This is a genomic window from Pseudonocardia sp. ICBG601 (assembly GCF_020496245.1).
Map to the genome: position 1 here is coordinate 1 of NZ_JAHLJA010000060.1, position 24,009 is coordinate 24,009.

The following is a 24,009-nucleotide window of genomic DNA, read 5'->3' on the forward strand; positions in this document are numbered from 1 at the left end:
GGATCGTCGGGTACTGCGTGTACCTGGGCGTTACCGGTACCGGCCGGTCTGAACGGGCACGCGCCGGCGACGGGCCGCCGCCGGGTGCGCAGGCAGTCCTGGCGCAGACGCGCCCGCTGCGGGAAGGTGCCGGGGTGGCACGGATCGGACCGGGGGACGTCGCCCTCACCATGGCCGACCTGCGGGTCGTGACCCGGTTCGCCGCGGAGTGCGCCGCCGAGGTCCTGCCCCTGTTCGACGCCCCGGACGACACCCGCCCCCGCGCGGCGCTCGACGCGGCACGGGCCTTCGTCGACGGCGCCGAGCGGTCCCGGCTGCAGCGGGTGACCGCCGTCGACGCGGCGCGGGCGGCGAAGGACGCCCGCACCCCGGCCGGCAGGCACGCCGCGCTGGCCGCCGCCGACGCCGCCGCGTCCGCCTACCTGCACCCACTGGCGAAGGCCACCCAGGTCGGCCACATCCTGCGGGCGGCCGCGCACGCCGCCCACGCCGTCGAGCTGGCCGACGGCGACGCTCCCCGCAGCGGGGATGCGCAGCTCGACCGGGCCCGGCGGCGCGCCACCCCGGAGCTGGTCGACGTCCTGCGCCGCTACCCGCGCGCGGCTCCCGGTCGCAGCCGGGTCGCCGCGCTGACGACCGCACTGGACGACGCGCTGCGCGACCGATGAGTCCGGGGCCCCACGGCGACGCCTGACGATCACGCCCCGCGGGCCACCCCCGCGAGCACCGCCTTCGCGAACGCCTCCGGCTGCTCGATGTGCAGAAGGTGCCCGGCGCCGTCGACGATCTCGGTCTGCAGTCCGGGGACGACCGCGGCGACGCGCCGGTGCAGGGCGGCGTACCACCCGATGCTCCGCCCGCCGAGCAACCAGGTCACCGGGACCGGGATCCGGGCGAGCCGTGCGGTCGGGACGTGCTCCATCATCAGCCCGTAGGGGTGGACGCCCAGCTCGGCGAGGACGCTCGGCGCGTTCGCGTACAGCTCCCCCTTCGCCTCGGGCGGGAGCGGGTCGAAGCCGTTGCCGCCGTCGGCCCAGCCCGCCGCCCAGCGGAAGAAGGCCGCCGCCGCCTCCGGTCGACGTCCGCGGGCCTGGTCGACCTTCGCGCGGGCGAGCGCCGCGAGCAGCGACGGCGTCGCCCCGCGCAGCCCGTGCCATGGCGCCTCGGCGACCACCAGCGACCGGAACAGCTCGGGCCGCTCCACGGCACAGGCGAGCGCGGTGTTGCCACCGGAGCTCCAGCCGAGCACGTGCACGGGCGCGCCGACGTGCTCGATCACCGCGGCCAGGTCGGCGACGTGGACGCGGTAGTCGCGCACCGGCGGGTGGGTCGAGCGGCCGTAACCGCGACGGTCGTAGGCGAGGACCCGGTGGCCGCCCGCGGCGAGGTCGTGCACCGTCCCGCCCCAGGACGACGCCTGCGCCCCTGTCCCGTGCACGAGCACGAGTGGCGCGCCGCTGCCGTACTCGTCGCAGGCCAGGGTCGTGCCGTGCACCGGGATCCGCATCGTCGCGCCCTCCGTCGTCCATCCGCCGCGGAAACACTACAGACAACCGACGTGGCGTCGCGTATCTGTCGACGACAGGTCCGAGTGCGGATCTCCGGCGTCCGGATCAGGGCATCCGGTCGGCGATCGCCACGAGCCGGATCCGCGCGACGGCGTCCGGCCGCCCGGCGACCACGCCCGGGGTCGCGCGCCGACCGGGGTCAGCGGACGCGCTCGTAGCGCAGGTGCACGGTCCCGCCGTCGAACACGCGTTGCTCGACCAGCCGCAGCCGCAGGTCCGCACCGGGCGGGAGGAACGGCTTCCCGCCGCCGAGGACGACCGGCACCACCCGCGGGCGGAACTCGTCGATCAGGTCCAGCAACGACGCCGCCAGCCCCGGCCCGCCGACGGCCAGCTCGCCGTCGCTCTCCGCCTTCAGCCGGGACACCTCGTCCAGCGCGCCGGCTCGGCGGACGAGGCGGCACCCGGGCGCGACCGAGGTCAGCGAGTCGGAGAACACGACCCGCGGGATGGCGGTGTAGAGCTGGGCGAACTCCGCCTCCACCGGATGCCCGTCGGCCCGCTCGGGGGCGGTCCAGAAGTCCTCCATGATCTCGTAGAGCCCACGGCCGAACAGGAACACCGACGTCGCGCGGGTCTGGTCGTTGGACAGGCGGTGCACCTCCTCGTCGGGGTCGCCGAAGGCGATGCTGCCCATGGGGTCCTCGACGAAGCCGTCGAGGGACATGCTCATGGAGTAGGTGACCAGGCCCATGGGTGTCAGCCCTTCCGGTTCCAGAACTGGTGGATGCGCCCGCTCGGCGAGGCGACCGACTCGACGGTGAACCGGTCCTCGACACCGATCAGCCCCTCCCACGGGGACACCCCACGGCCGAGGACGATCGGCAGGATCACCACGTGCATGACGTCGACCAGGTCGGCGTCGAGGAACTGCCGGATCGTCGAGGGTCCCCCGCCGAGCCGGACGTCCAGCTCGCCCGCGGCCGCACGCGCGACCGTCAGCACCTCCTGCGCAGACCCGTCGACGAAGTGGAAGCTCGTGCCGTTCACGAACTCGATCGACGGCCGCGGATGGTGGGTCATCACGAACACCGGGGTGTGGAACGGGGGCTCGTCGTCCCACCAGCCCTGCCAGCCGTCGTCGGTCCAGGGGCCGGTCTGCGGGCCGAACTTGCGCCGCCCCATGATCTCGGCGCCGATCCCCTGGGCCCACGTGCTGGTCAGGGCGCGGTCCAGGGTGACGGGGGCGTCCACACCGCCGATCCCGTGGATGAACCGCCCGTCGAAGCCGGCGAAGAGCGCCCCGGCGTCGCCGATCGGGGCGTCGAGGCTCACGTGGTGGCCGGCGGCGTAGCCGTCGAGGGAGACGAACAGGTTGTGCACCCGGGTGCGGGACATGGGGGCTCCTCGGTGGACGTGGCTCAGATGGTCGACCGGCGGGGGCGGCGGAACTCATCGGGCGACGCGGGTCCGGCTGCCTGCCGGCGTCGCCCTCCCGAACCCTCGCGACGACGCGGACCGCCGAGTGCCGGATCCACACTGGCGACATCGCGAACGTCCTGGGCACGACCATGCACGGCGGCGACCGGATGACGCGCCCCTTCCCCGTCGACGCCGTCAGCGCGATGCTGGACCCGATCACACGGGAGGCGGTCGGCGATGAGCACGGACCCCTACGCCAATCTCGGGACCGGCTACTCCCTGCAGCGTCGCACCGACCCGCACATCGACCGCCGTATCCGGGAGGCGTTGCGTGGGTGCGGTCGTGTCGTCGACGTCGGGCGCCGGTTCCTACGAGCAACCCGGCACCGTGCTGGCGATCGACCCGTCCGCCACGATGCTCGCCCAGCGACCCGCCGGCGCCGCGACCGCGGTGCTCGCGGCGGCCGAGGCCCTGCCCCTCCGGGACGACGCGGCCGACGCGGCGCTGGCGGTACTCACCACCCACCACTGGCGGGACCCGGCGGCAGGCGTCGCCGAGCTCGTCCGCATCGCGCGGCGGCAGGTCGTCCTGACCTGGGACCCGGTGCTGTTCGCACGCACCTTCTGGCTGGTGGCGGAGTACCTCCCCGAGATCGGTCACCGGGAACGGCACCTGGCCTGCCTGGACACGGTCACCCGGCTTCTCCGGCGGCACGGCACCACGATCGAGATCGTTCCCGTCCCGGTGCCCGCCGACTGCGTCGACGGTCTGCTCGCCGCGCACTGGAAGCGTCCGCGCGCGTACCTCGACCCTGCAGTCCGCGCAGCGGCCTCGGGACTTGCCGGCCTCCCCCTCGACGTCGTCGGGCCCGCGATGGCCCGACTCGCCGACAACCTCGACACGGGACGGTGGCAGGAACGCCACACCGACCTCGACGGGCTGGAGCACCTCGACGTGGGCTACCGGCTCGTCGTCTCGTCCCGCTGAGCGGGCAGCCGGGCCCTGCCGACGCTTCTGTGTCCCGGCGCCCGAGCCCGACCGGCCTACCGGACCGCCGGGGTGACACCGACCTGTCCGTCCTGGGCCGGCGTCGCCGACCGGAGCAGGACATCGCCGACGCGGTCACGTACAAGCCGGGCCGCTCCGGAGCTCACATCCGAGCGACGCTGCGACGTACTGCTACCGGGCGGTCCCCGGTACAGCCACCGGGTGATGGTCACCTCGAAGAGGGCACGAGGTCCTGTGCCGTCGTCGACCTCGACGTCCCACTCGTACCTCCGGTCGAACAACGCGACGACGCCGGCCGGGAAACCGCGCGTCGGGGACGTCGGGCCGTCGCATCCAGCTCGTCCATCCCCGGAGTATCGCGACAGCAGGCACCGACCGGTCCCCCGGCGTGGATCGCGGCCGGGGCGCTCGGGACACGCTCGTCGTGGTGACCGGGGCCGGCGTGGCGCAGCCACCGCGTGGCGACGCCGCAGGCCGGGCGGCCGCCGCGGCGATCTACCACCTGACCAACGACGGATTCAGCCTGACGATCCCCGAGCAGCACCCCGTGTGGTGTGCGGATCTACACGACCCGCCGCTTCGGGTGTCCGCGGTCCAGCCGGGGAACTGGTCCGGCCCGGTCGGCAGCACGCTCGGCCAGCAGCCGTTCCTGGACGGCCAGACCGTGCGCGAGGAACAGCCCGACTCACGGGGCTTCGTCACGCTCGGCCGGTCACCGTCGCTCGCGCTCCAGGCGGGCGGCCACCTCACGGAACCGGCTGACCGGGACGAGATGCACCCCGGCGAAGGCTCCCGTGTCGCGCAGGGCCCGGATCTGCTCACACGCCGCGTCGACCCCCGCGGCCTGCTCGTCCGAGACCCGGTGGACGAGCTCGTCGGGAATGTCGATGTCCGGGATCGACGCCCGCAGCCTGGTCGCCATTCCGGCGCTCGCGAGGACCATCACACCGGCGTAGACGGGCAGGTCCGTCGGGTTGGCCTCGCGCCACCGCAGGAACGCCTCCACCGAGTAGCCGACCTGGACGAACACGAAGTCGGCCGTCTGCTTCCAGGCCGCCATCCGACGACGGTGGCCGGCCGTCACGCCGAGGCGGAAGGGCGCGACCCCCGCGAACGCATCCTGACCGGTCGCCGCACGCGCTTCCTCGATCATGGTCCGCACGGTCAGCTCGCCGGTGCGATCTCCGACCGACGGCTTGTCCCCCTGGACGAACAGGAACTGGTCCACGCCGTAGGCGGCGGCGGTCAGGAGATCCCGGCGGAAGCCCAACAGGTTGCGGTCACGGGAGTTCACGCAGGCGATGCTGGCCCCGCCCATCGCCCGGACCTCGTTGGCCACCGCGATGCTGGACACCGTGCCCGTCCGATGTGGTTGTCGGGGATCAGGAACGCATCCGACACCGGAGTCAGGACGCCGATCTGGTGGCGGGCGTGCGTCAGGTCGGGCCTGGTCGGCGGCTCGATCTCGCAGATGATGCGGAATCCGTCGGTCACGGTCCGAGGGTAGAGACCCTGTGGCCGGAACCGGCCGGGTCGAGGCACAGCGGGCCAAGCTGTCGGTGGCCCCTGTCAGCATCCCGAGCATGAGCAGCCCGAAGGACGATCTGGTCCGCTACCTCGACGAGGCGCGCAATGCCGTCGTGTGGAAGGTCGACGGGCTCGACGAGTACACCGCTCGCCGGCCGGCGACCGACACCGGCACCAATCTTCTCGGTCTGGTGAAGCACCTGACCAGCTGCGAGCTGACCTACTTCGCCCAGACCTTCGACCGCCCGACCAGGGACCTCGCCTACCTCGACACCTTCGCCCCGTGGGAGAACGAGGACATGTGGGCCCGGGCGGACGAGGACCGGGCAGACCTGGTCGAGCGCTACCGCCGCGTCTGTGCGCACTCGAACGACGTCGTCACCGAGCTGTCGCTGGACGACACGGGGCGTGTCCTTCACTGGCCCGAGGACCTGGCAACCGTGACGCTCCACCACATCCTCATCCGGATGATCGCGGAGACCAACCGTCATGCGGGCCAGGCGGACGTCATCCGTGAGGGCTTCGACGGCGCGACCGGGCATCAGGAAGGTTCGTCGTCGCTGCCTCCCGGGGACCGTGTGTGGTGGGAGCAGTACGTCAGCCGGATCGAGTCGGCGGCGCGGCAGGCTTCGCGGTAGTGGTCGCCGTCCAGCCTCGAGAAGTTGGCAACCCCCGCCAAACCCGCGGATCGCAGCGAGGTGATGGCAACAGAACGTCGAGCCCGGTTCGGGCTGGGAATGTCCGTCAGCGTGATCGGGGTCGCTGACGATCGATTCCGGCCCTCGTCGCGTCGCTTCTGTCCCGGATTCGTCGGATCGCGACGGATCCAGGAGGTCTAGCTGAGCTTCTGACGAAGTCGATCGAGGCGTCGGCGGGCGTAGGCGGGTTCACTGGCCCATCCGCAGGCAGCCTCCCACGCGTCGATCGCGTTGCTCGCGATGGCGGCACGGTGACCTCGCAGTGGCCCTCCGGGGATCTCGGCCAGGTCGAGGTCGGGGTGATCGACCCGCGATTCGTCCCAGTCGAGGAAGCCGACACGGCCGCCAGTCATCCGGACGTTGCCGGGGCCGGGGTCCCCGTGGATGACGCAGTCCGGGCCGGCCGAGAGTGCTACCCAGGCCTGCCGGCAGAGGTGGACGGCGTGATCGGGCATGGCCTCAAGGTCGACGTCTCCTCCGCGTGACTCTAGCTGGAGTTCCCGGGTCGACCGGAAGCCGGGGCGCTGGTTCGCCCACCCCGCAGTCAGTCGGTGCAGCCGCTCCAGCTCGGAAGCGACAAGGGCCCAGTCACCGTCCAGGGGCTCCCGCCCGTGCAGCCAGGTTTGCACTATCACGCCGCCCGCCGAGCGTCGGCCGTCCGCTGTGGGGACGGTGTGCGGCACGACGAACCCGTGGTGTTCCAGGAACTCCAGTAGATCGAGTTCCCAGTCCAGGGCCGGCGCTGTTCGCCTGGTGCGCCGCGCGACCAGGCGGTCCCGACCGCGCACCTCGTAGACATCGTTCCGATGGCCACCACCGAGTGGTGCAGTCACGCTGAGACCGGGCCACGGGCTGAGGTCGATCACGGCGCCAGCCTGCCGGACAGCAGGAGAACATGCCCCCTCACGACCGGCCCTTGGCTGCCGGAGCGCTCGACGACGGCGCCGGTGCCCGAGACGGGCGTCGTCACTGGAAGCGGTGCACCTCGGGTTTCCAAGCGGTGTCGAGTCCGGGCGGAGCCGTGCTTGTTCATCGCGACCGTGGCCAGGCAAGCTCTTATCTCGTAACCGCGTACGACATCGAGGTCTTCCCGATCGAACCGACTCGCTGGATCGCGGTCATCGAGGGTCCCCTCGGCACGTTCTCGACCGAGACCACGGCACCCCGAGTTGATCGTCGACGAGGTACTCAGCTCGATCCTGGAGATCTTCGATGACCCGACCCCGACGCTGCGCCTGGTCGACGAGAACGAGCGTCCATGGGCTGTCGAGGGCGCTGCCGCTCAGCTCGCCGAGCTCGATGGGCAATGAACGTCGGCGACGGGAGCTCCATCGGGAAGGCTCACTCTCGGCCCATTTCGGTACAGATGCAGACAGCGTTGTCGTCGGGATCTGCGAGCACGACGAAGGCCGGAGAACGACCGTCGTCGACAATGCGTCCACCCGCCGCCATCGCCGCAGCGATCCGCTCCTCGGCGACCTCCGGAGGGACGGTGACGTCGAGATGGAAGCGCTGCCGATCGCGGGCAGGCGAGTCCGTTGCCTGGAACCACAACGACGGGAACTCCTGGGCGGGATCGACAACGTCACCTCCCCCGTCGCGCCTGGAAAGAACCGCGGCCCAGAACGGTCGCACCGAGTCGGCGACGGGAGTGTCCAAAGCCAACTCCACCACCTGCACACGCTGTGGGCGCGCTACCAGACACCGGTCACGAGCGAGGAGACTGATCGACTCGGCCAGGAGGACGTCCTGCTGGGTGACCCCACCCACGTCGGTCGTGCGCAGCGCGATTCGGACGTGTCCGACACGCAGGTCCACATTGAGATGGTCATCGTCCGCACCGGCGGCCTGCGCAACCGCATCGATGAACGCTGCCCCGGCGCCGAACGAACGAGTGTCGAAGCGGGCGTGCAGCGCTCCCAGCAGCCACCGCCAGTCCGTCAGGTCGACCTCACGAACACCGAGACGGGCAGCCACCTCTTCCACAGGTCAACGGTAGGCGACCGAGTCGCGTACGTGCCACGCGCGCAAGCGGGTGGCGGTTCTACAGAGAGCTGCCAGACCGGCTCTGACCTGCGAGGCAGCCAGTACCCCACCCGCGGCCGCGTATCGCCCGTGAGCTGTGCCGAAAAGAGGTTCCTCCCCCATACGTCCGGTCTGCTGGTGATCTCATTTGCACCTCCACCCACTGGAGACAGCAGGGTCGGGCCCATGACTTTCACTGTGCTGAACACCGGGCCGGCGATGCGGGAGATCCTGCAGGCGGCCGAGCCGGACAGAGCCGAGCTGCTGCGTAGGGCGCTGGAACCGGCGGCCGGGATGTACAGCTATTTCCCCGGGAAGCCCGATCTGGTTCACATGCACACGATGGGCTCCGGCTTCCCCCTTGACCGCGATATCGACCTTTCCCTGGAAGGGCTTCGACGGCTGGAGGAAGCACGGGCCTGGGAGCGGATCGGCGAGGCCCTGCGAGAGGCGACCAAGGTTCTGGAGCGGGCCAACCCCGGGGTCCAGGTTCCCGACGCGACGGTGCTCCTGGTCGTGGGCGACCCGACTAACGAGTTCTTCCAGACCACCAGCTTGGGGATGAACGCGAACGGTTCGGTACCCGGCTACATCTACCTCAACGTCTGGCCGTCACTGGAGAACCTGGCCCGCCTGGAGGCCACCGCCGTGCACGAGTTGCACCACAATGTCCGGTACGCACCCGGCAACGTCGTGTGGGACCCGGCCACGGTCACCGTCGGCGAGTACGTGGTCTCCGAGGGCCTGGCGGACGCCTTCGCACGCGAGCTCTACGGCGAGGAACACGGCCGGACCCGGATCGGGGTGGCCGCGCTTGACGACGATGAGGCGATCGGTCGAGTTCTCACCGGGCTCGATGTCACCGGGATGCAGAACTTCACTGCCTGGGTGCTCGGGGATGCGCACGCAAAGAGATTCGGCGGTGAGCCGGTCGGGCTTCCGACGGGTGCAGGCTACGCAGCTGGGAACAAGCTCGTGGACGCCTATCTCGCGCAGACCGGTCGAGCGGCGTCGGAATGCCTGGTGACACCGGCTGCGGACGTCATCGCAGCAACGGGCGCGCTGTAGGAATCTGAAGCCTCTCGAGGCTTATTCAGGGCCCGTGAAATAACGATCTAGCCCGGCGTGTCGGGTTGGGCGACAGCCCGTCCATCGCGAAGATTGGTTTGTCGAATCAATCCGAGATGAATGGGCTGTCGCAGTATGTACTATACCACTGGCTTTCGGCGTGATGAGATTCAGGATCTTGCCGCTCTGGTGCATGAGCAGGATCAGCGGAACGCGACTGGCCTGCGACGGCCTTGGCCGCCGATTCTGGGATTGTTCTGGTCGGTGGTGATCACGTTGGCGTATCTGCGCGGGAATCGTGTGCAGTGGGAGTTGGCGGAAACCTACGGGGTGTCGCAGTCGACGGTCAGTCGAGCGATCGCGGGGGTGACACCGTTGCTGGCGCAGGCGCTGCGGAGTGTAGTTCCGACTGCGGAGGAGCTTCGTGCCGATCGGCAGTACATCATCGACGGAACCCTGCTGCCCTGCTGGTCATGGACCGCCGTACCAGGTCTGTGGTCGGGCAAGCATCGCACCACCGGCGTCGTCGTCCAGGTCGCAGCCACCCTGGAAGGGCAGCTGTCGTGGATCTCCGACCCGACCCCAGGCTCCCGACACGACCTACATTGCCTCGACCAATCCGGCGCCCTCGACCACCTCGCCACATACCCACCGATCGGCGATAAAGGCTACATCGGGCGCGGCATGCTCACCCCGTTCAAAAAACAACCCGGCCGGGAACTTCTCGACTGGCAGAAAACATTCAACAAGAGCCTCAACCGCACACGCGCCACCATCGAGCGAGTCATCGCCCATATCAAGTCGTGGAAAGTTCTCCACACAGACTACCGCCGACCCTACGCCACATTTAAAACGACGATCTCGGCAGTCATCGGACTCATCTTCTACGCACTTACCTGACGGAGCCTGAATAAGCCTCCTCGTTCACGCTTTCCTTCCGGGACCCTTCTAAGGGGAACCGCGCGCCCGCTGGTACCTGGGCATTAGTCGATCGAGGCTTCGACGCGTATTCGGTGCAGCCCTACTGAGCCGTCCCCCATAAAAGCCACCGAGTGGTCGTCACCTTGATGAGAGCGCGAGGACCTGAGCCGTCATCCGCCTCTACATCCCATCGGTACTTCTCACCGAACATCGCGACGACCTCAGGAGGGAACTCCGCGGCCACGACGGATGCGTCGCCCTCAGCCACGACAGGAGCGCGACCGCCGTCGAGGGCCACCGCGACGGCCGAGTGCACCCGGCAGTTCCGGGCTTTGGCCGACCCTGCGCGGCAACCGATCCACCAGACTCCGCCGTCGAAGATGAACCAGACCGGGGTGACATGAGGGGTCCGATCGGAGCGCACAGTCGTCAGCCACGCAATCTCAGCGTCGCGCAGTCGACGTCGCACCAACGCGTCGATGTCATCCATCGGACGAGTATTCCGTTACCGGGCCGACGGATTCACAGTCCGCTGACGAAAATCCCCCTGAACTGCGATTTCGTTGTCCGTGTGCCATCCACGTCCGAGTATCGTCCGCATCGGGTCGCAACACCTGCTCGACCGAGAAGGATGCGGGACTCGGTCCCGAGCGCAAGAGGAGGCGATCATGTCGCCCGACAGCGCAGACGAAGACACGCCGGCGCCCCGTCCATCCCCGGCGTCTCGATCGAGGAGCTGGCCCGACGCAAGGCGTGCACCCCGTTGAGTCCCTCGATGACATGGCCCGCGACGTGTTCGCCTCCGACGACGACCTCGACGAGTTCCTCACCTTCGTCCACACCGACCGACAAACGGGGCTCGGGTAACCGATGCGGCCCGTCGTTCTGGGCACCGACGTCGCCTCCCGAGCCATCAAGAACCGGCTCGCCGGACCAGTGGACACCAAGCTGATCGGGGCCACGTGGTGCGTCACCTTCGTGACCGGCGCCAAGCTGTGGCAGCGGGCCGAGATCCGACGCTGGGGTAGCCGGACCCACGACCAGCTCGACGACTGGCTCGCCCACGTCGTCGTCTTGGACTCCCACGAGACGGTCTCCCGGTCCGGGAGCGGATCAACGCTGCCGCGCGGCTCCGCGGACGCGCACGCCCGGCGACGACTCATGGATCGCCGCCACCTGCATCGCGAACGACGTCCCGCTCGCGACGCTGAACACCAGAGACTTCGCCGACGTCGCCGGACACGACGGTCTCGTCCTGCTGCCGTCCTGACCGCTTTCTCCACGTCCGGTCCCGCTGGGATCTTCTCGCGACGTGGGCTCGTCCCTGCCAGACCGGCTGCCGTCTCGGCGCGCCGCGAGGAGTTCACCAGCTCCACCGCACTCTCCCCCGGTCATCGAGCGGTACCGGGTCTGGCGGAGTCCGGGGCTTGTCGGCCAAGTTGTCGGTGCTTCGTGGCACGTTCGCCTCATGCCCACCTACACCCTTGCCGACGTCGAGCGCGCGGTACGTGAGAGCTGGTGCGACGAGACGCGGCCTCCCGAGTGTCAGGCTGAATGCAGGGCCCCGGCAAAGTCGCTAGATGATCTTGTAGGTGGTCAGTGGTCGATGGGGGTCGCGGGCGTGGTGGCGGAGTGCTGCGGCGATGTTGCTGACGCCGTGCAGGCGTAGCGCGGTGATCGCGAGGTTCCGCAACGCCGACATGACCTGCGGGGCGTGACCGGTGTGGGCGGTGGCGCGGTCTTCGTCGAAGCAGACATCACGGACCCAGTGCAGGCGATTCTCGATCGACCAGTGCCCACGGATCCAGCGGGCGAGCAGTCCTGGATCGGCGTCGGTGCTGGTCAGGCTGGTGATCGCGTAGGCGGTCTCGGTTCTCCACTTCCCGCCAGGCCGCAGTGGGCGACGCCGGCGCACCAGCTTGATCGCCTGGGATGCGTGGGGGAAGAACTCTGCGCCCAGGTCGGGACAGGGGTGCAGGCTGACCACGCTGATCGTGCGGGTCTCGACGCGGCCGTGCCCACGCCCGCGTTGACGATCAGCGACGCCGATCTGGGTCCAGGGCAGCGCCCGTACCCGTGCCAGCAGCGTGGGCTGGTTCGCTTTGATCGTCATCAGGTAGTGCCCGCCGCGGCGGTGTAGGTAGTCGGCGTGGGCTCGCTGGGTGTGCAGAGCGTCCGCGGTGACCAGTACATCGTCGAGGTCGAGGGGGTCGAGCAGCGCGGTGAACGCGGTGATCTCGCTGCCTTTCTCTGCGACCTGAACCTGGCCGAGCACGCCACCGCTGGTCTGGTCGAGCACCGACACCAGATGCGGGAGCCAGACCCTGCCGTCGGCGGCACGGACGCGGGCGCCGCGCAGGGTCTTGCCGTCCAAGGCCAGCACGCGGCGCTGTTCTCGCCGGGGTGTGCCCTCCGCCGCCGGCTGGGCGCTGAGCTGGGGCAACACCCAGGACTGCAACGCCGCCTCCAGCGCCGAGGCGTCGACCCGTTGCAGGACCCGGCGGATGGTCGACTCGTGCGGAGCGACCGCGCCCACCCCGAGCACGTCCAGCACGGCGCGGCCGACGTCATGGGCGTACTCGGCGATCGCGGTGAACGACCGGGCCCCCGCCAACACCGCGCACGCCCCCAGTAGCAACACCGCGAGGACACCGTGGCGGACACCGCGTGGTTTCCGCGGGTCCGGCACTCGCGACAGGGCCTCCACCAGCGACAACCCCGCCGCCTCACCGACCGGCGCGGCTCTCCCCGCGTCAGGACCGACCTCCAGGCCTTCCAGAGCAGCAACGATCGGAGACACTGACACTGCGGACACAGGCTTCCTGACGTGAGCAAGGATTCGACACCCTCATGATCACGCCAAGCCTGTGTCCGCACCCACCCCCACCCCCCACATCACCGCAGCTCAGGACCCACCCATCACGACTTTGCCGGGGCCCTGAGGCTGAATGGGACCCCAGCAATCCCTCTCGCGATCAGTGCGGCGTCACTGCCTTGGTGGTCAACGATCTGCTCGGCGGAGACCTGGGGGCTTATTCACAAGGGAGTAATTCTGTTGATCTGCGGAAGCCGTCACCGGCGATTTTGTCTCGATACCGGCACGGCGGTGTGTCGCGCTTGAAGTGCAACAGCCCTTGCCGGTTTGTTCGGTGTTCCCAGGCATCGAACGAGGATCGGCGAAGAGCTGTTGCGATTCAAAGCTATGACAGGGAGGCTTATTCATAAGCCGCAAAGAAGTAGAGGCCTACGATTGCCGCAACTGTGCTTTCGTATTTGCTGATGGGGTAGCGGTATCGGCCACCTTCTTCGCTGAGCATGCGCCATGTTTTGAGGTGCGCGATGGCGTGTTCGACGGCTGCGCGGATTCTGCCGAGGGCGGTGTTGAACTCGACTTGGCTGGGGTCGAGGTCGATACCGGGGGATCGCTTGTGCGGGACCGTGTTGATGCCCTCGACGCCGATGTAGCCGAGGTCGGCGACGGACGGGAGATCGCGCAGACGCTCCGCCAGCCCGGATGCGGCGTAGGCATGTGCGTCGTGGCGGGCGCCGTGAATCGGGACTTCGCCGACCGCGACGAGGACTCCGTCGAGGGTGGCGGCGATCTGCAGGTTCATGCCCGAGTAGCCGGCCTTGACCGAGAACAGGTCGGACACTGCGTTCCAGTCCCACGTCGGGCACACGGTGCCATCGACCAGCACTGTTCCGCCTCCGAGGACCTCCCGCGGGTCGGGCACGACGTCGGCGAGGACCTCGCCGATCACCGGGCGCAGCAGGTCCCAGCGGCGACTGACCGTGGACTGGCTGACCCCGAAGATCGCGCCCGCGAAGTCCTGGGTCACGTTCTTGCGCATCAGCGTCACCACCATGGCCACTGACCGGAACAAGCCCAACGCAACAGGCCTACCTGCAGAAACGAACTTGCCGCCGCATCGGGCGTGTACTCTCACCACCAGATCGGTGAGTTGTCTATCGTCCAACCCTGTCATAGCTTTGAATCGCAACAGCTCTTCGCCGATCCTCGTTCGATGCCTGGGAACACCGAACAAACCGGCAAGGGCTGTTGCACTTCAAGCGCGACACACCGCCGTGCCGGTATCGAGACAAAATCGCCGGTGACGGCTTCCGCAGATCAACAGAATTACTCCCTTGTGAATAAGCCCCAGGGTTGGACGATAGACAACTCACCGATCTGGTGGTGAGAGTACACGCCCGATGCGGCGGCAAGTTCGTTTCTGCAGGTAGGCCTGTTGCGTTGGGCTTGTTCCGGTCAGTGGCCATGGTGGTGACGCTGATGCGCAAGAACGTGACCCAGGACTTCGCGGGCGCGATCTTCGGGGTCAGCCAGTCCACGGTCAGTCGCCGCTGGGACCTGCTGCGCCCGGTGATCGGCGAGGTCCTCGCCGACGTCGTGCCCGACCCGCGGGAGGTCCTCGGAGGCGGAACAGTGCTGGTCGATGGCACCGTGTGCCCGACGTGGGACTGGAACGCAGTGTCCGACCTGTTCTCGGTCAAGGCCGGCTACTCGGGCATGAACCTGCAGATCGCCGCCACCCTCGACGGAGTCCTCGTCGCGGTCGGCGAAGTCCCGATTCACGGCGCCCGCCACGACGCACATGCCTACGCCGCATCCGGGCTGGCGGAGCGTCTGCGCGATCTCCCGTCCGTCGCCGACCTCGGCTACATCGGCGTCGAGGGCATCAACACGGTCCCGCACAAGCGATCCCCCGGTATCGACCTCGACCCCAGCCAAGTCGAGTTCAACACCGCCCTCGGCAGAATCCGCGCAGCCGTCGAACACGCCATCGCGCACCTCAAAACATGGCGCATGCTCAGCGAAGAAGGTGGCCGATACCGCTACCCCATCAGCAAATACGAAAGCACAGTTGCGGCAATCGTAGGCCTCTACTTCTTTGCGGCTTATGAATAAGCCTCCTGGTCGTCGGCGAAGTACACAAAGACGGCACGCACGTCGACTACCACTGGTGGAACCGCTTTGGCCTCGTGGACGTCGACCTGACTCGCGAACAGTTCACCGCCCATGAGGTCGTTGTGGGCGGAGAGGCTCTCAAACGACCGCCAACCAGCGAGCTCCGTCGATGCGTCGACGAGTACCTCTTGCTGCGTCGACGTGTCCTGGCGAGGCTCGCGATCGCTGACGATCCCCCTCTGGAGTCAGACGCCCCTCCTCATTTGGGGGGAGCCGTTTTGCCCGCCGATCATGGCCTCTGAGCTGCTTGGATGCCCGCACTCGGCGTCTCGCCAGCCGAGCTTCGGCGCGTATTCAGCGCGCTCGTCCGGTCGGCAGCCGCACCGAGGGCGGTCCCGGCTCAGCGAGAGGCGCCTGTCCGGACGATTCTTACGATGTCCGCCTCACCACGGAACCGCCGCCGACCCGACACCTCGAGAACGTCCCCGGAGGCTTATTCAGGGCCCGTGAAATAACGATCTAGCCCGGCGTGTCGGGTTGGGCGACAGCCCGTCCATCGCGAAGATTGGTTTGTCGAATCAATCCGAGATGAATGGGCTGTCGCAGTATGTACTATACCACTGGCTTTCGGCGTGATGAGATTCAGGATCTTGCCGCTCTGGTGCATGAGCAGGATCAGCGGAACGCGACTGGCCTGCGACGGCCTTGGCCGCCGATTCTGGGATTGTTCTGGTCGGTGGTGATCACGTTGGCGTATCTGCGCGGGAATCGTGTGCAGTGGGAGTTGGCGGAAACCTACGGGGTGTCGCAGTCGACGGTCAGTCGAGCGATCGCGGGGGTGACACCGTTGCTGGCGCAGGCGCTGCGGAGTGTAGTTCCGACTGCGGAGGAGCTTCGTGCCGATCGGCAGTACATCATCGACGGAACCCTGCTGCCCTGCTGGTCATGGACCGCCGTACCAGGTCTGTGGTCGGGCAAGCATCGCACCACCGGCGTCGTCGTCCAGGTCGCAGCCACCCTGGAAGGGCAGCTGTCGTGGATCTCCGACCCGACCCCAGGCTCCCGACACGACCTACATTGCCTCGACCAATCCGGCGCCCTCGACCACCTCGCCACATACCCACCGATCGGCGATAAAGGCTACATCGGGCGCGGCATGCTCACCCCGTTCAAAAAACAACCCGGCCGGGAACTTCTCGACTGGCAGAAAACATTCAACAAGAGCCTCAACCGCACACGCGCCACCATCGAGCGAGTCATCGCCCATATCAAGTCGTGGAAAGTTCCACACAGACTACCGCCGACCCTACGCCACATTTAAAACGACGATCTCGGCAGTCATCGGACTCATCTTCTACGCACTTACCTGACGGAGCCTGAATAAGCCTCCCGGTGTCCCCTGAGGCTTATTCAGGGACGCTCAACAGACTGCTGCGTTGAGACGCTGGCCTGGGGAAGCGCCTTGCTTCATGATCATCCTGAATAAGCCTCCCTGTAGCCCAGACTCTCGCAACAATCTTTCCCCGCCGTACCCATTGCTTCTCGACAAGAGGTCGGTTGAGTTGGGCGGCGACCCAATCGAGCGCGATCACTGCGTGCCGTTCATCCGAGAAGGATCGAGCGTGAACGAGCAGGTTGTCGGGGTGCTTCCGGTCGAAGCCGTCCCAGATGTCATCGCCGCCCCAGGTGCCCGAGAGGCCTCCACGACCATCGAAGAGAACCTTGAGCGTGATCTCGCCCGGGTCCTCGGTGAGGGCGACGTCCAGGCAGAGCAGCACGAACGGTGCAACAGGGTAGGAGCTGACGACCGTTGCGTCGGGCTCGATCAAGCCGGTGAGTCTGTCTGGCGCGAGTCTGCGCACTGCTTCCAGGAACGGCGATCCTTCGGCCTCGCCGTCGTTGTAGGTCAACGGCCCGAACCACCCGTCGGTCATGAGGTCATCGTTCTTGATCGTTCGCCGGCTGTCCCCTCCTGCCGCCCGCTGAGGTGATCCCTCGCGGCGTGGGTTCACCCCTGGTTGCCGGTTCGGGCACTGTGACGAGAGCACCGCCCACCACGACTCCCCGATCTCCGAGCGGTGTCGGGTTCGGGCGGAGCCGGCCGCCGGACGCGCTGTTGGAGATCAGTCCTCGATGTAGCCGGTGTCGGGGTCGACCATGCCGAGGAAGTCGCGGATGCAGACGTGGAGTTCCTCGGTCGTCGCGGGTCTGCCTTGCCATCCGAATTGGGAGAAGCCATAGCCCGGGTTCGGTCCGGTCTCCCAGGCGAAGTCGTAGGTGCCTGGCTCGGCCGAGCGTGGCCGGACGGTGAACCGCTCGCCGTCGACGACGAGGTTCTGCGGTCGCTCCTGTTCCCAGAGCCGTCGGGCGTCTGCGTCCGCCATGACCGGATCCTCTCGGATCAAGGCGAGGAGGACGAGGAACGGGAGCGGATCGCAGAGGCGCTCGGGGACGACTCCGGTGCCTGAGCTTTCAGCGCCCTTTCAGCGCAGGCACCCGGTGAACCCCGGTCGGCACCAGTTCCCGCAGGACAACATCATCGTGGCCGTGGCGAGCGTAACGGCTGGTCAGAGGGGTAGTCTCGACGTGGAAGCGGGGTGCCCCCGGTCGGACTCGAACCGACACTGGGACCCTTTTAAGGGGCCTGCCTCTGCCGTTGGGCTACGGGGGCGCCGCGACAGCGTAGCCAGGGCGGGAAGAACTCATGCCGAGCACCGAGAAGGTCGACCTCCGGGGCGCCGCGGCGACCCTGCTGATGACCCTCTACATGCGACGCCTGGACGCTCGGTCCCGCCGCCCGATCCTCGGCGACCAGTGGGCGGAGCCCGTCTGGGACCGCGTCGAGCACGACGTCCACGGCCTCTGGCAGTTCACCGGCGACGTCTCGACCATCGTGTGTCGCGCCGCGATCCTCGACGGCTGGACGCGGGAGTTCCTCGCCGCCGAGCCCGCCGGACAGGTCCTGCACCTGGGCTGCGGGCTGGACAGCAGGCCGTTGCGGGTCGGGGTGCCGTCGACGTGCCGCTGGATCGACGTCGACCAGCCGGAGGTCATGGACGTCCGTCGTCGGCTCTACGACTTCCCCGACAACGTCGAGCAGGTCTCCGGCTCCGTCGTCGACGACGACTGGTGGTCCGCCGTCGACCCGGCGCTGCCGACGCTCGTCGTCGCCGAGGGGCTGTTCATGTACCTCCCGGCCGAGGCCGTGCACGCCACCGTCGACCGGGTCGTGGCCGGCACCCCGGCGGCCACGCTGGCGTTCGACGCCGTCGCCCCGTGGACGGTGCGCGCCTCGCGCTGGACCCCGACGTTCCGCGCGGTCGGCACCGAGTTCCGGTGGTCGTGGAACCCCGCCGAGTTCGCGCACCGGCACCCGTCGTTGACCGAGCGCGACGACGTCTCGATCTACGACGAGGTGTCCCTGCGCGAGCCGCGGGTGTGGCTGCGTCCGCTGCTGTCGGCGGCCGGGCACGTCCCCGCCATGCAGGACGCGATGCGGCTGCACCGCTTCACCACCGACTGAGCCCCGGTACCGGGACACCCGCCGAGATGCAGCTCAGCGGGTGGCGCCGCGCGCCGGAACCCCGCTGAGCTGCATCTCGACGACGGCAGCGGCGCGGTGGGGAGGGTGCTGCGTAGCGGTGAGCAGAGCAGAGCCATCCCGGATCTCACCCCTGACCAGCGACGACGAGACTTATCGTCGGATCGGCGTCAATCCGCCGGCAGATGCGGTGTCGGCCAGGACCTGCTCCACCATGGCCGGGGTGAGTCGTCCGGTGAAGGTGTTCTGCTGGCTCACGTGGTAGCAGCCGAACAGCTCAAGCGGCTCCCGGTCGGGGCGGGCGGGGGCCAGCGTCACCGACGCCCCGTGCCCGAACTTCGGGGCCGGCCGCGGGACCGTCCACCCCGCCCCGGCGAGCACCGGCAGCAGCGCCTGCCACCCGAAGCCGCCGAGCACCATGATCGAGCGGACCGTCGGGGCGAGCAGGTCGAGCTCCTGCTCCAGCCAGCCGCGGCAGGTGTCCCGTTCGGCGGGGGTCGGCTTGTTCGCCGGCGGCGCGCAGTGCACGGGCGCGGTGATCCGGACCCCGTACAGCTCCAGGCCGTCGCCGATGTGCGAGGCGGTCGGCTGCGAGGCCAGCCCGACGGCGTGCAGCGCGGCGTAGAGCACGTCGCCGCTGCGGTCGCCGGTGAACATGCGCCCGGTCCGGTTCGCTCCGTGCGCGGCCGGAGCCAGGCCGACGATCAGCATCCGCGCGTCGGGCGGGCCGAAGCCGGGTACCGGCCGACCCCAGTAGGTCTCGTCGCGGAACGCGGCCCGCTTCTCCCGGGCCACCTGCTCGCGCCACTCGACCAGCCGCGGGCAGGCCCGGCACTCGGTGATCCGCTGGTCCAGGACCGCCAGGTTCATGCGATCGATCGCGCGATCCCGTCGAGGATGTCGTGCTCGGACACGACGACCCGGTCGATCCCGGCGCGCGCGTGCAGCTCGTCGGCGAGGGCCTGCACGACCAGCGATCCGGCACCGATGACGTCGACGCGGCCCGGGTGCAGCGAACCGTGCTTCTCCCGCTCCGACCGCGACGACCGGATCAGCAGGTCCGCGACCCGGTGCAGGTCCTCGCGGGTCAGCGTCGAGCCGTGCACCTGCTCGCGGTCGTAGGCGGGCAGCTCCTGGGCGATCCCGGAGAGCGAGGTGATCGTCCCGGCCACCCCGACCCAGGTCTTCGCGGTCTCGACCGGCACCGACGCGAACGCCTCGGCCAGCACCTCACCGGCGACCGTACGCGCGGAGTCGATCTCGGCCTCCGACGGCGGGTCGGAGGGCAGGCAGCGCTCGGTCAGCCGCACCGACCCCATGTCGACCGACTTCGCCGCGGTCACCACCGCGACCCCGTCGCGCAGCTCGCCCACGACGACCTCGGTGGACCCGCCGCCGACGTCGGTGACGACGAACGGGCCGTCGTCGGGGTCGAGGTCGCCGACGGCTCCGACGAACGACAGGCGCGCCTCCTCGTCGCCGGAGATGATCTCCGCCTCGACGCCGAGGGTGTCGCGGACCATCGCGAAGAAGTCCTCGCGGTTCGACGCGTCCCGGGTCGCCGACGTCGCGACCATCCGGACCCGCTCGGCGCCCTTGCGGCGGGCGGCGACCGCGTAGTCGACGAGTGCCACCCGGGTCCGCTCCAGCGCCTCCGGGTCGAGCCGGCCGGTCGCGTCGACGCCCTTGCCGAGCCGCACGATCCGCATCTCGCGGTGCAGGTCGCGCAGCTCCTTCTGGCCGTCGAACGCCTCCGTGACGTCGGCGACCAGCAGCCGGATCGAATTGGTTCCGCAGTCGATGGCGGCGACCCGCGACATCGGCACTCCCTGTTCTCGGCGACCGTCGGTCCTCACCGTAGTCGCGATCGCTCGGTGGAGCCGCCGGTCCGGGTTACCCTCCGGTAATGGCGACGACGCACACCCCCGCCCCGGTGTCGGACCTCGGCACCCACGTGGTCCTCAACCAGGTCCCGCCGCGTTCGGACGGCGATCTGCTCTCCGCGGACCCGGCCGTCGCCGAGGCGCTCGCGCGCGAAGGCGGGGACGCGGCGGCGCTGGAGGCGGTGGCCGCGGCCGTCGGGACCGCGGAGCACCGCGAGCACGCCCGCGCCGCGAACGCCCACGAGCCGGAGCTGCGCACGCACGACCGCACCGGGCACCGCGTCGACGAGGTCGCCTTCCACCCGTCCTGGCACGCGTTGATGCGCACGAGCGTCGAGCACGGTCTCGCCGCCACCCCCTGGGCCGCGGCACCCGGCACCGGCGCGCACGTCACCCGGGCCGCGGGCTTCTACCTGACCTCGCAGGTGGAGCAGGGCCACCTGTGCCCGATCTCGATGACCTACGCGTCGGTGCCGGCACTGCGCCACGCCCCGGAGCTCGCCGCCGCCTACGAGCCCGGCCTGACCGCGCGGACCTACGCACCCGGGCTCGCCGTCCCCACGGACAAGGACGGGCTGCTCGCGGGGATGTCGATGACCGAGAAGCAGGGCGGCTCCGACGTCCGCGCGGGCACCACGGTCGCCACCCCGCAGCCCGACGGCAGCTACCGCCTGACCGGGCACAAGTGGTTCACCAGCGCCCCGATGAACGACCTGTTCCTCACTCTCGCCCAGGCACCCGGCGGGCTGACCTGCCTGGTCCTGCCCCGGGTCCTGCCCGACGGCACCCGCAACGCGATCCGGCTCCAGCGGCTCAAGGACAAGCTGGGCAACCGGTCCAACGCCTCGTCGGAGATCGAGTACACCGGCGCCGTCGGGTGGCGGGTCGGCGACGAGGGCCGGGGCGTCCGCACGATCATCGAGATGGTCTCGATGACCCGGCTCGACTGCGTGCTCGGCTCCGCGGCGACCGCGCGGGCCGCGGTCACCGAGGCCGCGCACCACGTCGCGCACCGGTCTGCCTTCGGCGCCCGGCTGGCCGACCAGCCGCTGATGCGCGAGGTCCTCGCCGAACTCGCCGCCGAGACCGAGGCCGCGACGGTCCTGGCGCTGCGCCTGGCCGGTGCCGTCGACCGGGGTGAGACGGCGCTGCTGCGCCTGGCCCTGCCCGTGTCGAAGTACCTGGTGTGCAAGCGGGCCTCGACCGTCGTCGTCGAGGCGCTGGAGTGCCTGGGCGGCAACGGCTACGTCGAGGAGTCCGACCTGCCCCGGCTCTACCGCGAGGCGCCGCTGAACTCGATCTGGGAGGGCTCGGGCAACGTCACCGCGCTCGACGCCCTGCGTGCCATCGCCCGCGAGCCGCACGCCGTCGAGGCGCTGCTCGCCGAGATCGACCTCGCCGCGGGGTCCGATCCTCGGCTGGACGCGACGGTCACCGCGCTGCGCGCCGAGCTGGCCGCGCCGGAGGAACGGCGGGCCCGCCGTCTCGCGGAGCTGGCCGCGCTGGCGCTGCAGGGGTCACTGCTGGTCCGCCACGCCCCGACGGCCGTCGCGGACGTCTTCCTCGCGACCCGGCTCGACGCCGACGGGCCGCTGCGCACCGCGGGGACCCGGCCGGGCAAGGACAGCGTCGGGGTGCTGCTGGACCGGGCGACGCCGGGGAACTAGAGACGGGAAACTAAAGGCAGGGCGGCCCGGACCGCCACCACTCGCCGATCTCCTCGAGCGCCTCGTCGCCGAACGGGTTCACCCCGGACCCGGCCGCCAGGGCGTGCGCGACGTGCACGTGCAGGCACTTCACCCGGTCCGGCATGCCCCCGGCGGTGACGTCGGGGTGCGTGGACAGCGGTTCGATCGCGTCGCGCTCGGCGAGGTAGGTCTCGTGGGCGCGGCGGTAGGCGGCGGCCAGCTCGTCGTCGACGGCGAGCCGTTCCTCCATCTCCTTCATCCGGCCCTCGGCCTCGAGCGTCCCGATCCGCGAGGCGAGCCGGGCACACGTCAGGTAGTACAGCGTCGGGAACGGGGTGCCGTCGGGCAGCCGCGGGGCGGTCTGCACGACCGCGGGGTGCCCGGAGGGGCAGCGGTAGGCGACCGCGAGGACCCCGCGCGGGGCGCGACCGAGCTGGTCGGCGACGGCGTCGAGGTCGGCCTGGGCGACCGGGCCCGGCTCCAGACCGGGCGGACGGGAACGAGTGCTGCTCACGCCCTCATCGTCGCGGGTCGCCCACGACGTCGTTCCACAGGGTGTGGAACCAGGGCACGCCGGGCTCGGCCTGACCGTCCTCGACGACCGGCGCCGGCGGGGCCGGGAACTGCGGCACGTAGGGCGTCTCCCCCGGCTCGACCATCCCGAGCCGGGCCCGGGCCTGGGCCTCGACCTCGGCCGGGTCCGAGAGCCGGGCACGGTCGGCGGCCAGCCGCGCGACGTCGGCCTCCAGCGCCTGCTGCCGGTCCGAGACGTCGGACAGCTCCTGGCGCTGGGCGACGAAGTTGTGCAGCGGCACCGCGACGGTCAGCGCGAGTGCGCAGACCACGATCGCCAGGATGGCGGCCCGCTTCGTCGACGACAGGCCCAGCAGGCCGGTCGTGCGGGCGACGACCTCGCCGGCGCCGGACCGGGCACGGGTGAGACGCGGCCGGGCGCCCTGGGGGCCGGCCGGACGCGACCGCGCACCGGAGCCGCCCGTCGACGCGGGGGCCCGCGCCGAGCGCCCGGTCGTGCTCCGTGGCTTCGCCGCGGCCCGGCCACGCCCCGTGCCGGTCGTGCGGGCGCGGGCGTCCCGTCCACGTCCCCGACGGTCCGCCATGCACCCTCCCGTCCGTACCGGGTTCCCTCACCCGCCAGTGCTGCTCGGTGCCGCTGCGTGGCGGCCCGTCCAGCATGCCGCCCGATCGGGCACCGGTGACGGTGCCGCGCCGAACCGTCCGCAGACGATCCGGGCGGCACCGCCGTCACCGACGGGGGAACGACCGGAGCGTCAGCCCTGGCCGGGCACCTGGTAGCGCGGGAACGCCAGCTCGCCGTTGTAGCGGGCGGCGTCACCGAGCAGCTCCTCGATGCGCAGCAGCTGGTTGTACTTCGCCACCCGCTCGGACCGGGCCGGGGCGCCGGTCTTGATCTGGCCGCAGCCGGTCGCGACGGCGAGGTCCGCGATGGTGACGTCCTCGGTCTCCCCGGAACGGTGGCTCATCATGCAGCGGTAGCCCGCGTTGTGCGCCATCGTGACCGCATCGAGGGTCTCGGACAGGGTGCCGATCTGGTTGACCTTCACCAGCAGCGCGTTCGCAGCGCCGCGGGCGATGCCGTCCTCGAGCCGCTCCGGGTTGGTGACGAACAGGTCGTCGCCGACCAGCTGCACCTTGTCCCCGATGGACTCGGTGAGCGCGACCCAGCCGTCCCAGTCGTTCTCGTCCAACGGGTCCTCGATCGAGACCAGCGGGTAGGCGGCCACCAGCTCGGCCCACACCTCGGACAGCTTGT

General features: G+C 69.7%; 26 protein-coding genes and 1 tRNA gene. 10 read left to right on the forward strand and 17 right to left on the reverse strand.

Going from position 1 to position 24,009, the window contains the following annotated elements:
* Window positions 1–134: 134 nt before the first annotated feature.
* Complete coding sequence (locus KPL57_RS19000) at window positions 135–668, forward strand: putative immunity protein (protein WP_308187989.1); 534 nt, start codon at window positions 135–137, stop codon at window positions 666–668.
* Window positions 669–697: 29 nt separating this feature from the next.
* On the opposite strand, the gene KPL57_RS19005 is transcribed toward KPL57_RS19000, so the two are convergent.
* From KPL57_RS19005 to KPL57_RS19015, 3 genes are all read right to left on the reverse strand, one after another.
* Entirely contained in the window at window positions 698–1,507 is an 810-nt protein-coding gene (locus KPL57_RS19005) for an alpha/beta fold hydrolase (RefSeq protein ID WP_226352451.1), read from the reverse strand.
* Window positions 1,508–1,707: 200 nt separating this feature from the next.
* Window positions 1,708–2,262 carry a dihydrofolate reductase family protein gene (locus KPL57_RS19010; protein WP_226352450.1) on the reverse strand — a complete coding sequence of 185 codons (555 nt, stop codon included), beginning with the start codon at window positions 2,260–2,262 and terminating at the stop codon, window positions 1,708–1,710.
* Window positions 2,263–2,267: 5 nt separating this feature from the next.
* The gene (locus tag KPL57_RS19015) at window positions 2,268–2,906 is read right to left on the reverse strand and encodes a dihydrofolate reductase family protein (protein ID WP_226352449.1); all 639 of its coding nucleotides are present in this window, start codon (window positions 2,904–2,906) and stop codon (window positions 2,268–2,270) included.
* A 355-nt stretch (window positions 2,907–3,261) separates the two neighbouring features.
* Between KPL57_RS19015 and KPL57_RS19020 the strand changes: the two genes are divergently transcribed.
* The gene (locus KPL57_RS19020) at window positions 3,262–3,918 is read left to right on the forward strand and encodes a methyltransferase domain-containing protein (protein ID WP_226352448.1); all 657 of its coding nucleotides are present in this window, start codon (window positions 3,262–3,264) and stop codon (window positions 3,916–3,918) included.
* A gap of 733 nt (window positions 3,919–4,651) precedes the next feature.
* Here the strand turns inward: KPL57_RS19020 and KPL57_RS19025 are convergent.
* Window positions 4,652–5,293, reverse strand: a complete 642-nt coding sequence (locus KPL57_RS19025) for a methylenetetrahydrofolate reductase (protein ID WP_226352447.1) — start codon at window positions 5,291–5,293, stop codon at window positions 4,652–4,654.
* Window positions 5,294–5,453: 160 nt separating this feature from the next.
* Between KPL57_RS19025 and KPL57_RS19030 the strand changes: the two genes are divergently transcribed.
* Window positions 5,454–6,104: a DinB family protein gene (locus tag KPL57_RS19030; RefSeq protein WP_308252912.1), complete on the forward strand. Its 651-nt coding sequence runs from the start codon at window positions 5,454–5,456 to the stop codon at window positions 6,102–6,104.
* Between the two features lie 197 nt (window positions 6,105–6,301).
* Here the strand turns inward: KPL57_RS19030 and KPL57_RS19035 are convergent, their stop codons facing one another.
* Window positions 6,302–7,030, reverse strand: coding sequence for a phosphotransferase (locus tag KPL57_RS19035; RefSeq protein WP_226352446.1), 729 nt, complete (start codon window positions 7,028–7,030; stop codon window positions 6,302–6,304).
* Window positions 7,031–7,333: 303 nt separating this feature from the next.
* Here KPL57_RS19035 and KPL57_RS19040 point away from each other — a divergent pair, with 303 nt between their 5' ends.
* Complete coding sequence (locus tag KPL57_RS19040) at window positions 7,334–7,474, forward strand: hypothetical protein (protein WP_226352445.1); 141 nt, start codon at window positions 7,334–7,336, stop codon at window positions 7,472–7,474.
* Window positions 7,475–7,505: 31 nt separating this feature from the next.
* On the opposite strand, the gene KPL57_RS19045 is transcribed toward KPL57_RS19040, so the two are convergent.
* Window positions 7,506–8,150 (reverse strand): VOC family protein, encoded by a 645-nt coding sequence (locus tag KPL57_RS19045; protein WP_226352444.1) that lies wholly within the window; start codon window positions 8,148–8,150, stop codon window positions 7,506–7,508.
* A gap of 225 nt (window positions 8,151–8,375) precedes the next feature.
* Here KPL57_RS19045 and KPL57_RS19050 point away from each other — a divergent pair, with 225 nt between their 5' ends.
* On the forward strand, window positions 8,376–9,257 hold the full coding sequence (locus KPL57_RS19050; protein ID WP_226352443.1) for a DUF2268 domain-containing protein: 882 nt from the start codon (window positions 8,376–8,378) through the stop codon (window positions 9,255–9,257).
* 135 nt (window positions 9,258–9,392) lie between these two features.
* A complete protein-coding gene (locus tag KPL57_RS19055) occupies window positions 9,393–10,157 on the forward strand; it encodes a transposase family protein (protein ID WP_226350834.1) in 765 nt (254 codons plus the stop codon).
* A gap of 121 nt (window positions 10,158–10,278) precedes the next feature.
* Here KPL57_RS19055 and KPL57_RS72315 read toward each other — a convergent pair whose 3' ends face one another.
* From KPL57_RS72315 to KPL57_RS19070, 3 genes are all read right to left on the reverse strand, one after another.
* The gene (locus KPL57_RS72315) at window positions 10,279–10,668 is read right to left on the reverse strand and encodes a pyridoxamine 5'-phosphate oxidase family protein (protein WP_226352442.1); all 390 of its coding nucleotides are present in this window, start codon (window positions 10,666–10,668) and stop codon (window positions 10,279–10,281) included.
* Window positions 10,669–11,754: 1,086 nt separating this feature from the next.
* Entirely contained in the window at window positions 11,755–12,978 is a 1,224-nt protein-coding gene (locus tag KPL57_RS19065; protein ID WP_226351754.1) for an ISAs1 family transposase, read from the reverse strand.
* 415 nt (window positions 12,979–13,393) lie between these two features.
* Window positions 13,394–14,044, reverse strand: coding sequence for a transposase (locus KPL57_RS19070; RefSeq protein WP_226351147.1), 651 nt, complete (start codon window positions 14,042–14,044; stop codon window positions 13,394–13,396).
* Window positions 14,045–14,454: 410 nt separating this feature from the next.
* Here KPL57_RS19070 and KPL57_RS19075 point away from each other — a divergent pair, with 410 nt between their 5' ends.
* Entirely contained in the window at window positions 14,455–15,105 is a 651-nt protein-coding gene (locus tag KPL57_RS19075) for a transposase (RefSeq protein ID WP_226351147.1), read from the forward strand.
* Between the two features lie 607 nt (window positions 15,106–15,712).
* Window positions 15,713–16,426 carry a transposase gene (locus KPL57_RS19080; protein ID WP_226352441.1) on the forward strand — a complete coding sequence of 238 codons (714 nt, stop codon included), beginning with the start codon at window positions 15,713–15,715 and terminating at the stop codon, window positions 16,424–16,426.
* A gap of 85 nt (window positions 16,427–16,511) precedes the next feature.
* On the opposite strand, the gene KPL57_RS19085 is transcribed toward KPL57_RS19080, so the two are convergent.
* The 3 genes from KPL57_RS19085 to KPL57_RS19095 all read right to left on the reverse strand — a co-directional run bounded on the left by KPL57_RS19085 (window position 16,512) and on the right by KPL57_RS19095 (window position 17,776).
* Window positions 16,512–17,039 carry a hypothetical protein gene (locus KPL57_RS19085; RefSeq protein ID WP_226352440.1) on the reverse strand — a complete coding sequence of 176 codons (528 nt, stop codon included), beginning with the start codon at window positions 17,037–17,039 and terminating at the stop codon, window positions 16,512–16,514.
* 189 nt (window positions 17,040–17,228) lie between these two features.
* Window positions 17,229–17,489: a hypothetical protein gene (locus KPL57_RS19090; RefSeq protein WP_226352439.1), complete on the reverse strand. Its 261-nt coding sequence runs from the start codon at window positions 17,487–17,489 to the stop codon at window positions 17,229–17,231.
* Between the two features lie 214 nt (window positions 17,490–17,703).
* Window positions 17,704–17,776, reverse strand: a tRNA-Leu gene (locus tag KPL57_RS19095).
* A 33-nt stretch (window positions 17,777–17,809) separates the two neighbouring features.
* Here KPL57_RS19095 and KPL57_RS19100 point away from each other — a divergent pair.
* Window positions 17,810–18,628: a class I SAM-dependent methyltransferase gene (locus tag KPL57_RS19100; protein WP_226352438.1), complete on the forward strand. Its 819-nt coding sequence runs from the start codon at window positions 17,810–17,812 to the stop codon at window positions 18,626–18,628.
* A 171-nt stretch (window positions 18,629–18,799) separates the two neighbouring features.
* Here KPL57_RS19100 and KPL57_RS19105 read toward each other — a convergent pair whose 3' ends face one another.
* Both KPL57_RS19105 and KPL57_RS19110 read right to left on the reverse strand, forming a co-directional pair.
* The gene (locus tag KPL57_RS19105) at window positions 18,800–19,516 is read right to left on the reverse strand and encodes a uracil-DNA glycosylase (protein WP_226352437.1); all 717 of its coding nucleotides are present in this window, start codon (window positions 19,514–19,516) and stop codon (window positions 18,800–18,802) included.
* Window positions 19,513–20,466, reverse strand: a complete 954-nt coding sequence (locus tag KPL57_RS19110; protein WP_043280876.1) for a Ppx/GppA phosphatase family protein — start codon at window positions 20,464–20,466, stop codon at window positions 19,513–19,515. Before KPL57_RS19110 ends, KPL57_RS19105 begins: the two co-directional genes overlap by 4 nt.
* A gap of 86 nt (window positions 20,467–20,552) precedes the next feature.
* Here KPL57_RS19110 and KPL57_RS19115 point away from each other — a divergent pair, with 86 nt between their 5' ends.
* On the forward strand, window positions 20,553–22,196 hold the full coding sequence (locus KPL57_RS19115) for an acyl-CoA dehydrogenase family protein (protein WP_226352436.1): 1,644 nt from the start codon (window positions 20,553–20,555) through the stop codon (window positions 22,194–22,196).
* A gap of 10 nt (window positions 22,197–22,206) precedes the next feature.
* On the opposite strand, the gene KPL57_RS19120 is transcribed toward KPL57_RS19115, so the two are convergent.
* The 3 genes from KPL57_RS19120 to KPL57_RS19130 all read right to left on the reverse strand — a co-directional run.
* Window positions 22,207–22,731, reverse strand: a complete 525-nt coding sequence (locus KPL57_RS19120; protein ID WP_060713275.1) for a DUF501 domain-containing protein — start codon at window positions 22,729–22,731, stop codon at window positions 22,207–22,209.
* A gap of 4 nt (window positions 22,732–22,735) precedes the next feature.
* Window positions 22,736–23,335, reverse strand: a complete 600-nt coding sequence (locus KPL57_RS19125) for a septum formation initiator family protein (RefSeq protein ID WP_226352435.1) — start codon at window positions 23,333–23,335, stop codon at window positions 22,736–22,738.
* A 171-nt stretch (window positions 23,336–23,506) separates the two neighbouring features.
* Window positions 23,507–24,009, reverse strand: a 503-nt coding sequence (locus KPL57_RS19130) for an enolase C-terminal domain-like protein (RefSeq protein WP_308252931.1), incomplete at its 5' end; no start/stop codon positions are given.

Bases quoted from the DNA above. Each gene is read 5' to 3' on its own strand.
- KPL57_RS19005 (WP_226352451.1), bottom strand. From the start codon at position 1,507: ATGCGGATCCCGGTGCACGGCACGACCCTGGCCTGCGACGAGTACGGC.
- KPL57_RS19010 (WP_226352450.1), bottom strand. From the start codon at position 2,262: ATGGGCCTGGTCACCTACTCCATGAGCATGTCCCTCGACGGCTTCGTC.
- KPL57_RS19015 (WP_226352449.1), bottom strand. From the start codon at position 2,906: ATGTCCCGCACCCGGGTGCACAACCTGTTCGTCTCCCTCGACGGCTAC.
- KPL57_RS19050 (WP_226352443.1), top strand. From the start codon at position 8,376: ATGACTTTCACTGTGCTGAACACCGGGCCGGCGATGCGGGAGATCCTG.
- KPL57_RS19055 (WP_226350834.1), top strand. From the start codon at position 9,393: ATGTACTATACCACTGGCTTTCGGCGTGATGAGATTCAGGATCTTGCC.
- KPL57_RS72315 (WP_226352442.1), bottom strand. From the start codon at position 10,668: ATGGATGACATCGACGCGTTGGTGCGACGTCGACTGCGCGACGCTGAG.
- KPL57_RS19070 (WP_226351147.1), bottom strand. From the start codon at position 14,044: ATGGTGGTGACGCTGATGCGCAAGAACGTGACCCAGGACTTCGCGGGC.
- KPL57_RS19075 (WP_226351147.1), top strand. From the start codon at position 14,455: ATGGTGGTGACGCTGATGCGCAAGAACGTGACCCAGGACTTCGCGGGC.
- KPL57_RS19080 (WP_226352441.1), top strand. From the start codon at position 15,713: ATGTACTATACCACTGGCTTTCGGCGTGATGAGATTCAGGATCTTGCC.
- KPL57_RS19085 (WP_226352440.1), bottom strand. From the start codon at position 17,039: ATGACCGACGGGTGGTTCGGGCCGTTGACCTACAACGACGGCGAGGCC.
- KPL57_RS19090 (WP_226352439.1), bottom strand. From the start codon at position 17,489: ATGGCGGACGCAGACGCCCGACGGCTCTGGGAACAGGAGCGACCGCAG.
- KPL57_RS19100 (WP_226352438.1), top strand. From the start codon at position 17,810: ATGCCGAGCACCGAGAAGGTCGACCTCCGGGGCGCCGCGGCGACCCTG.
- KPL57_RS19105 (WP_226352437.1), bottom strand. From the start codon at position 19,516: ATGAACCTGGCGGTCCTGGACCAGCGGATCACCGAGTGCCGGGCCTGC.
- KPL57_RS19110 (WP_043280876.1), bottom strand. From the start codon at position 20,466: ATGTCGCGGGTCGCCGCCATCGACTGCGGAACCAATTCGATCCGGCTG.
- KPL57_RS19115 (WP_226352436.1), top strand. From the start codon at position 20,553: ATGGCGACGACGCACACCCCCGCCCCGGTGTCGGACCTCGGCACCCAC.
- KPL57_RS19125 (WP_226352435.1), bottom strand. From the start codon at position 23,335: ATGGCGGACCGTCGGGGACGTGGACGGGACGCCCGCGCCCGCACGACC.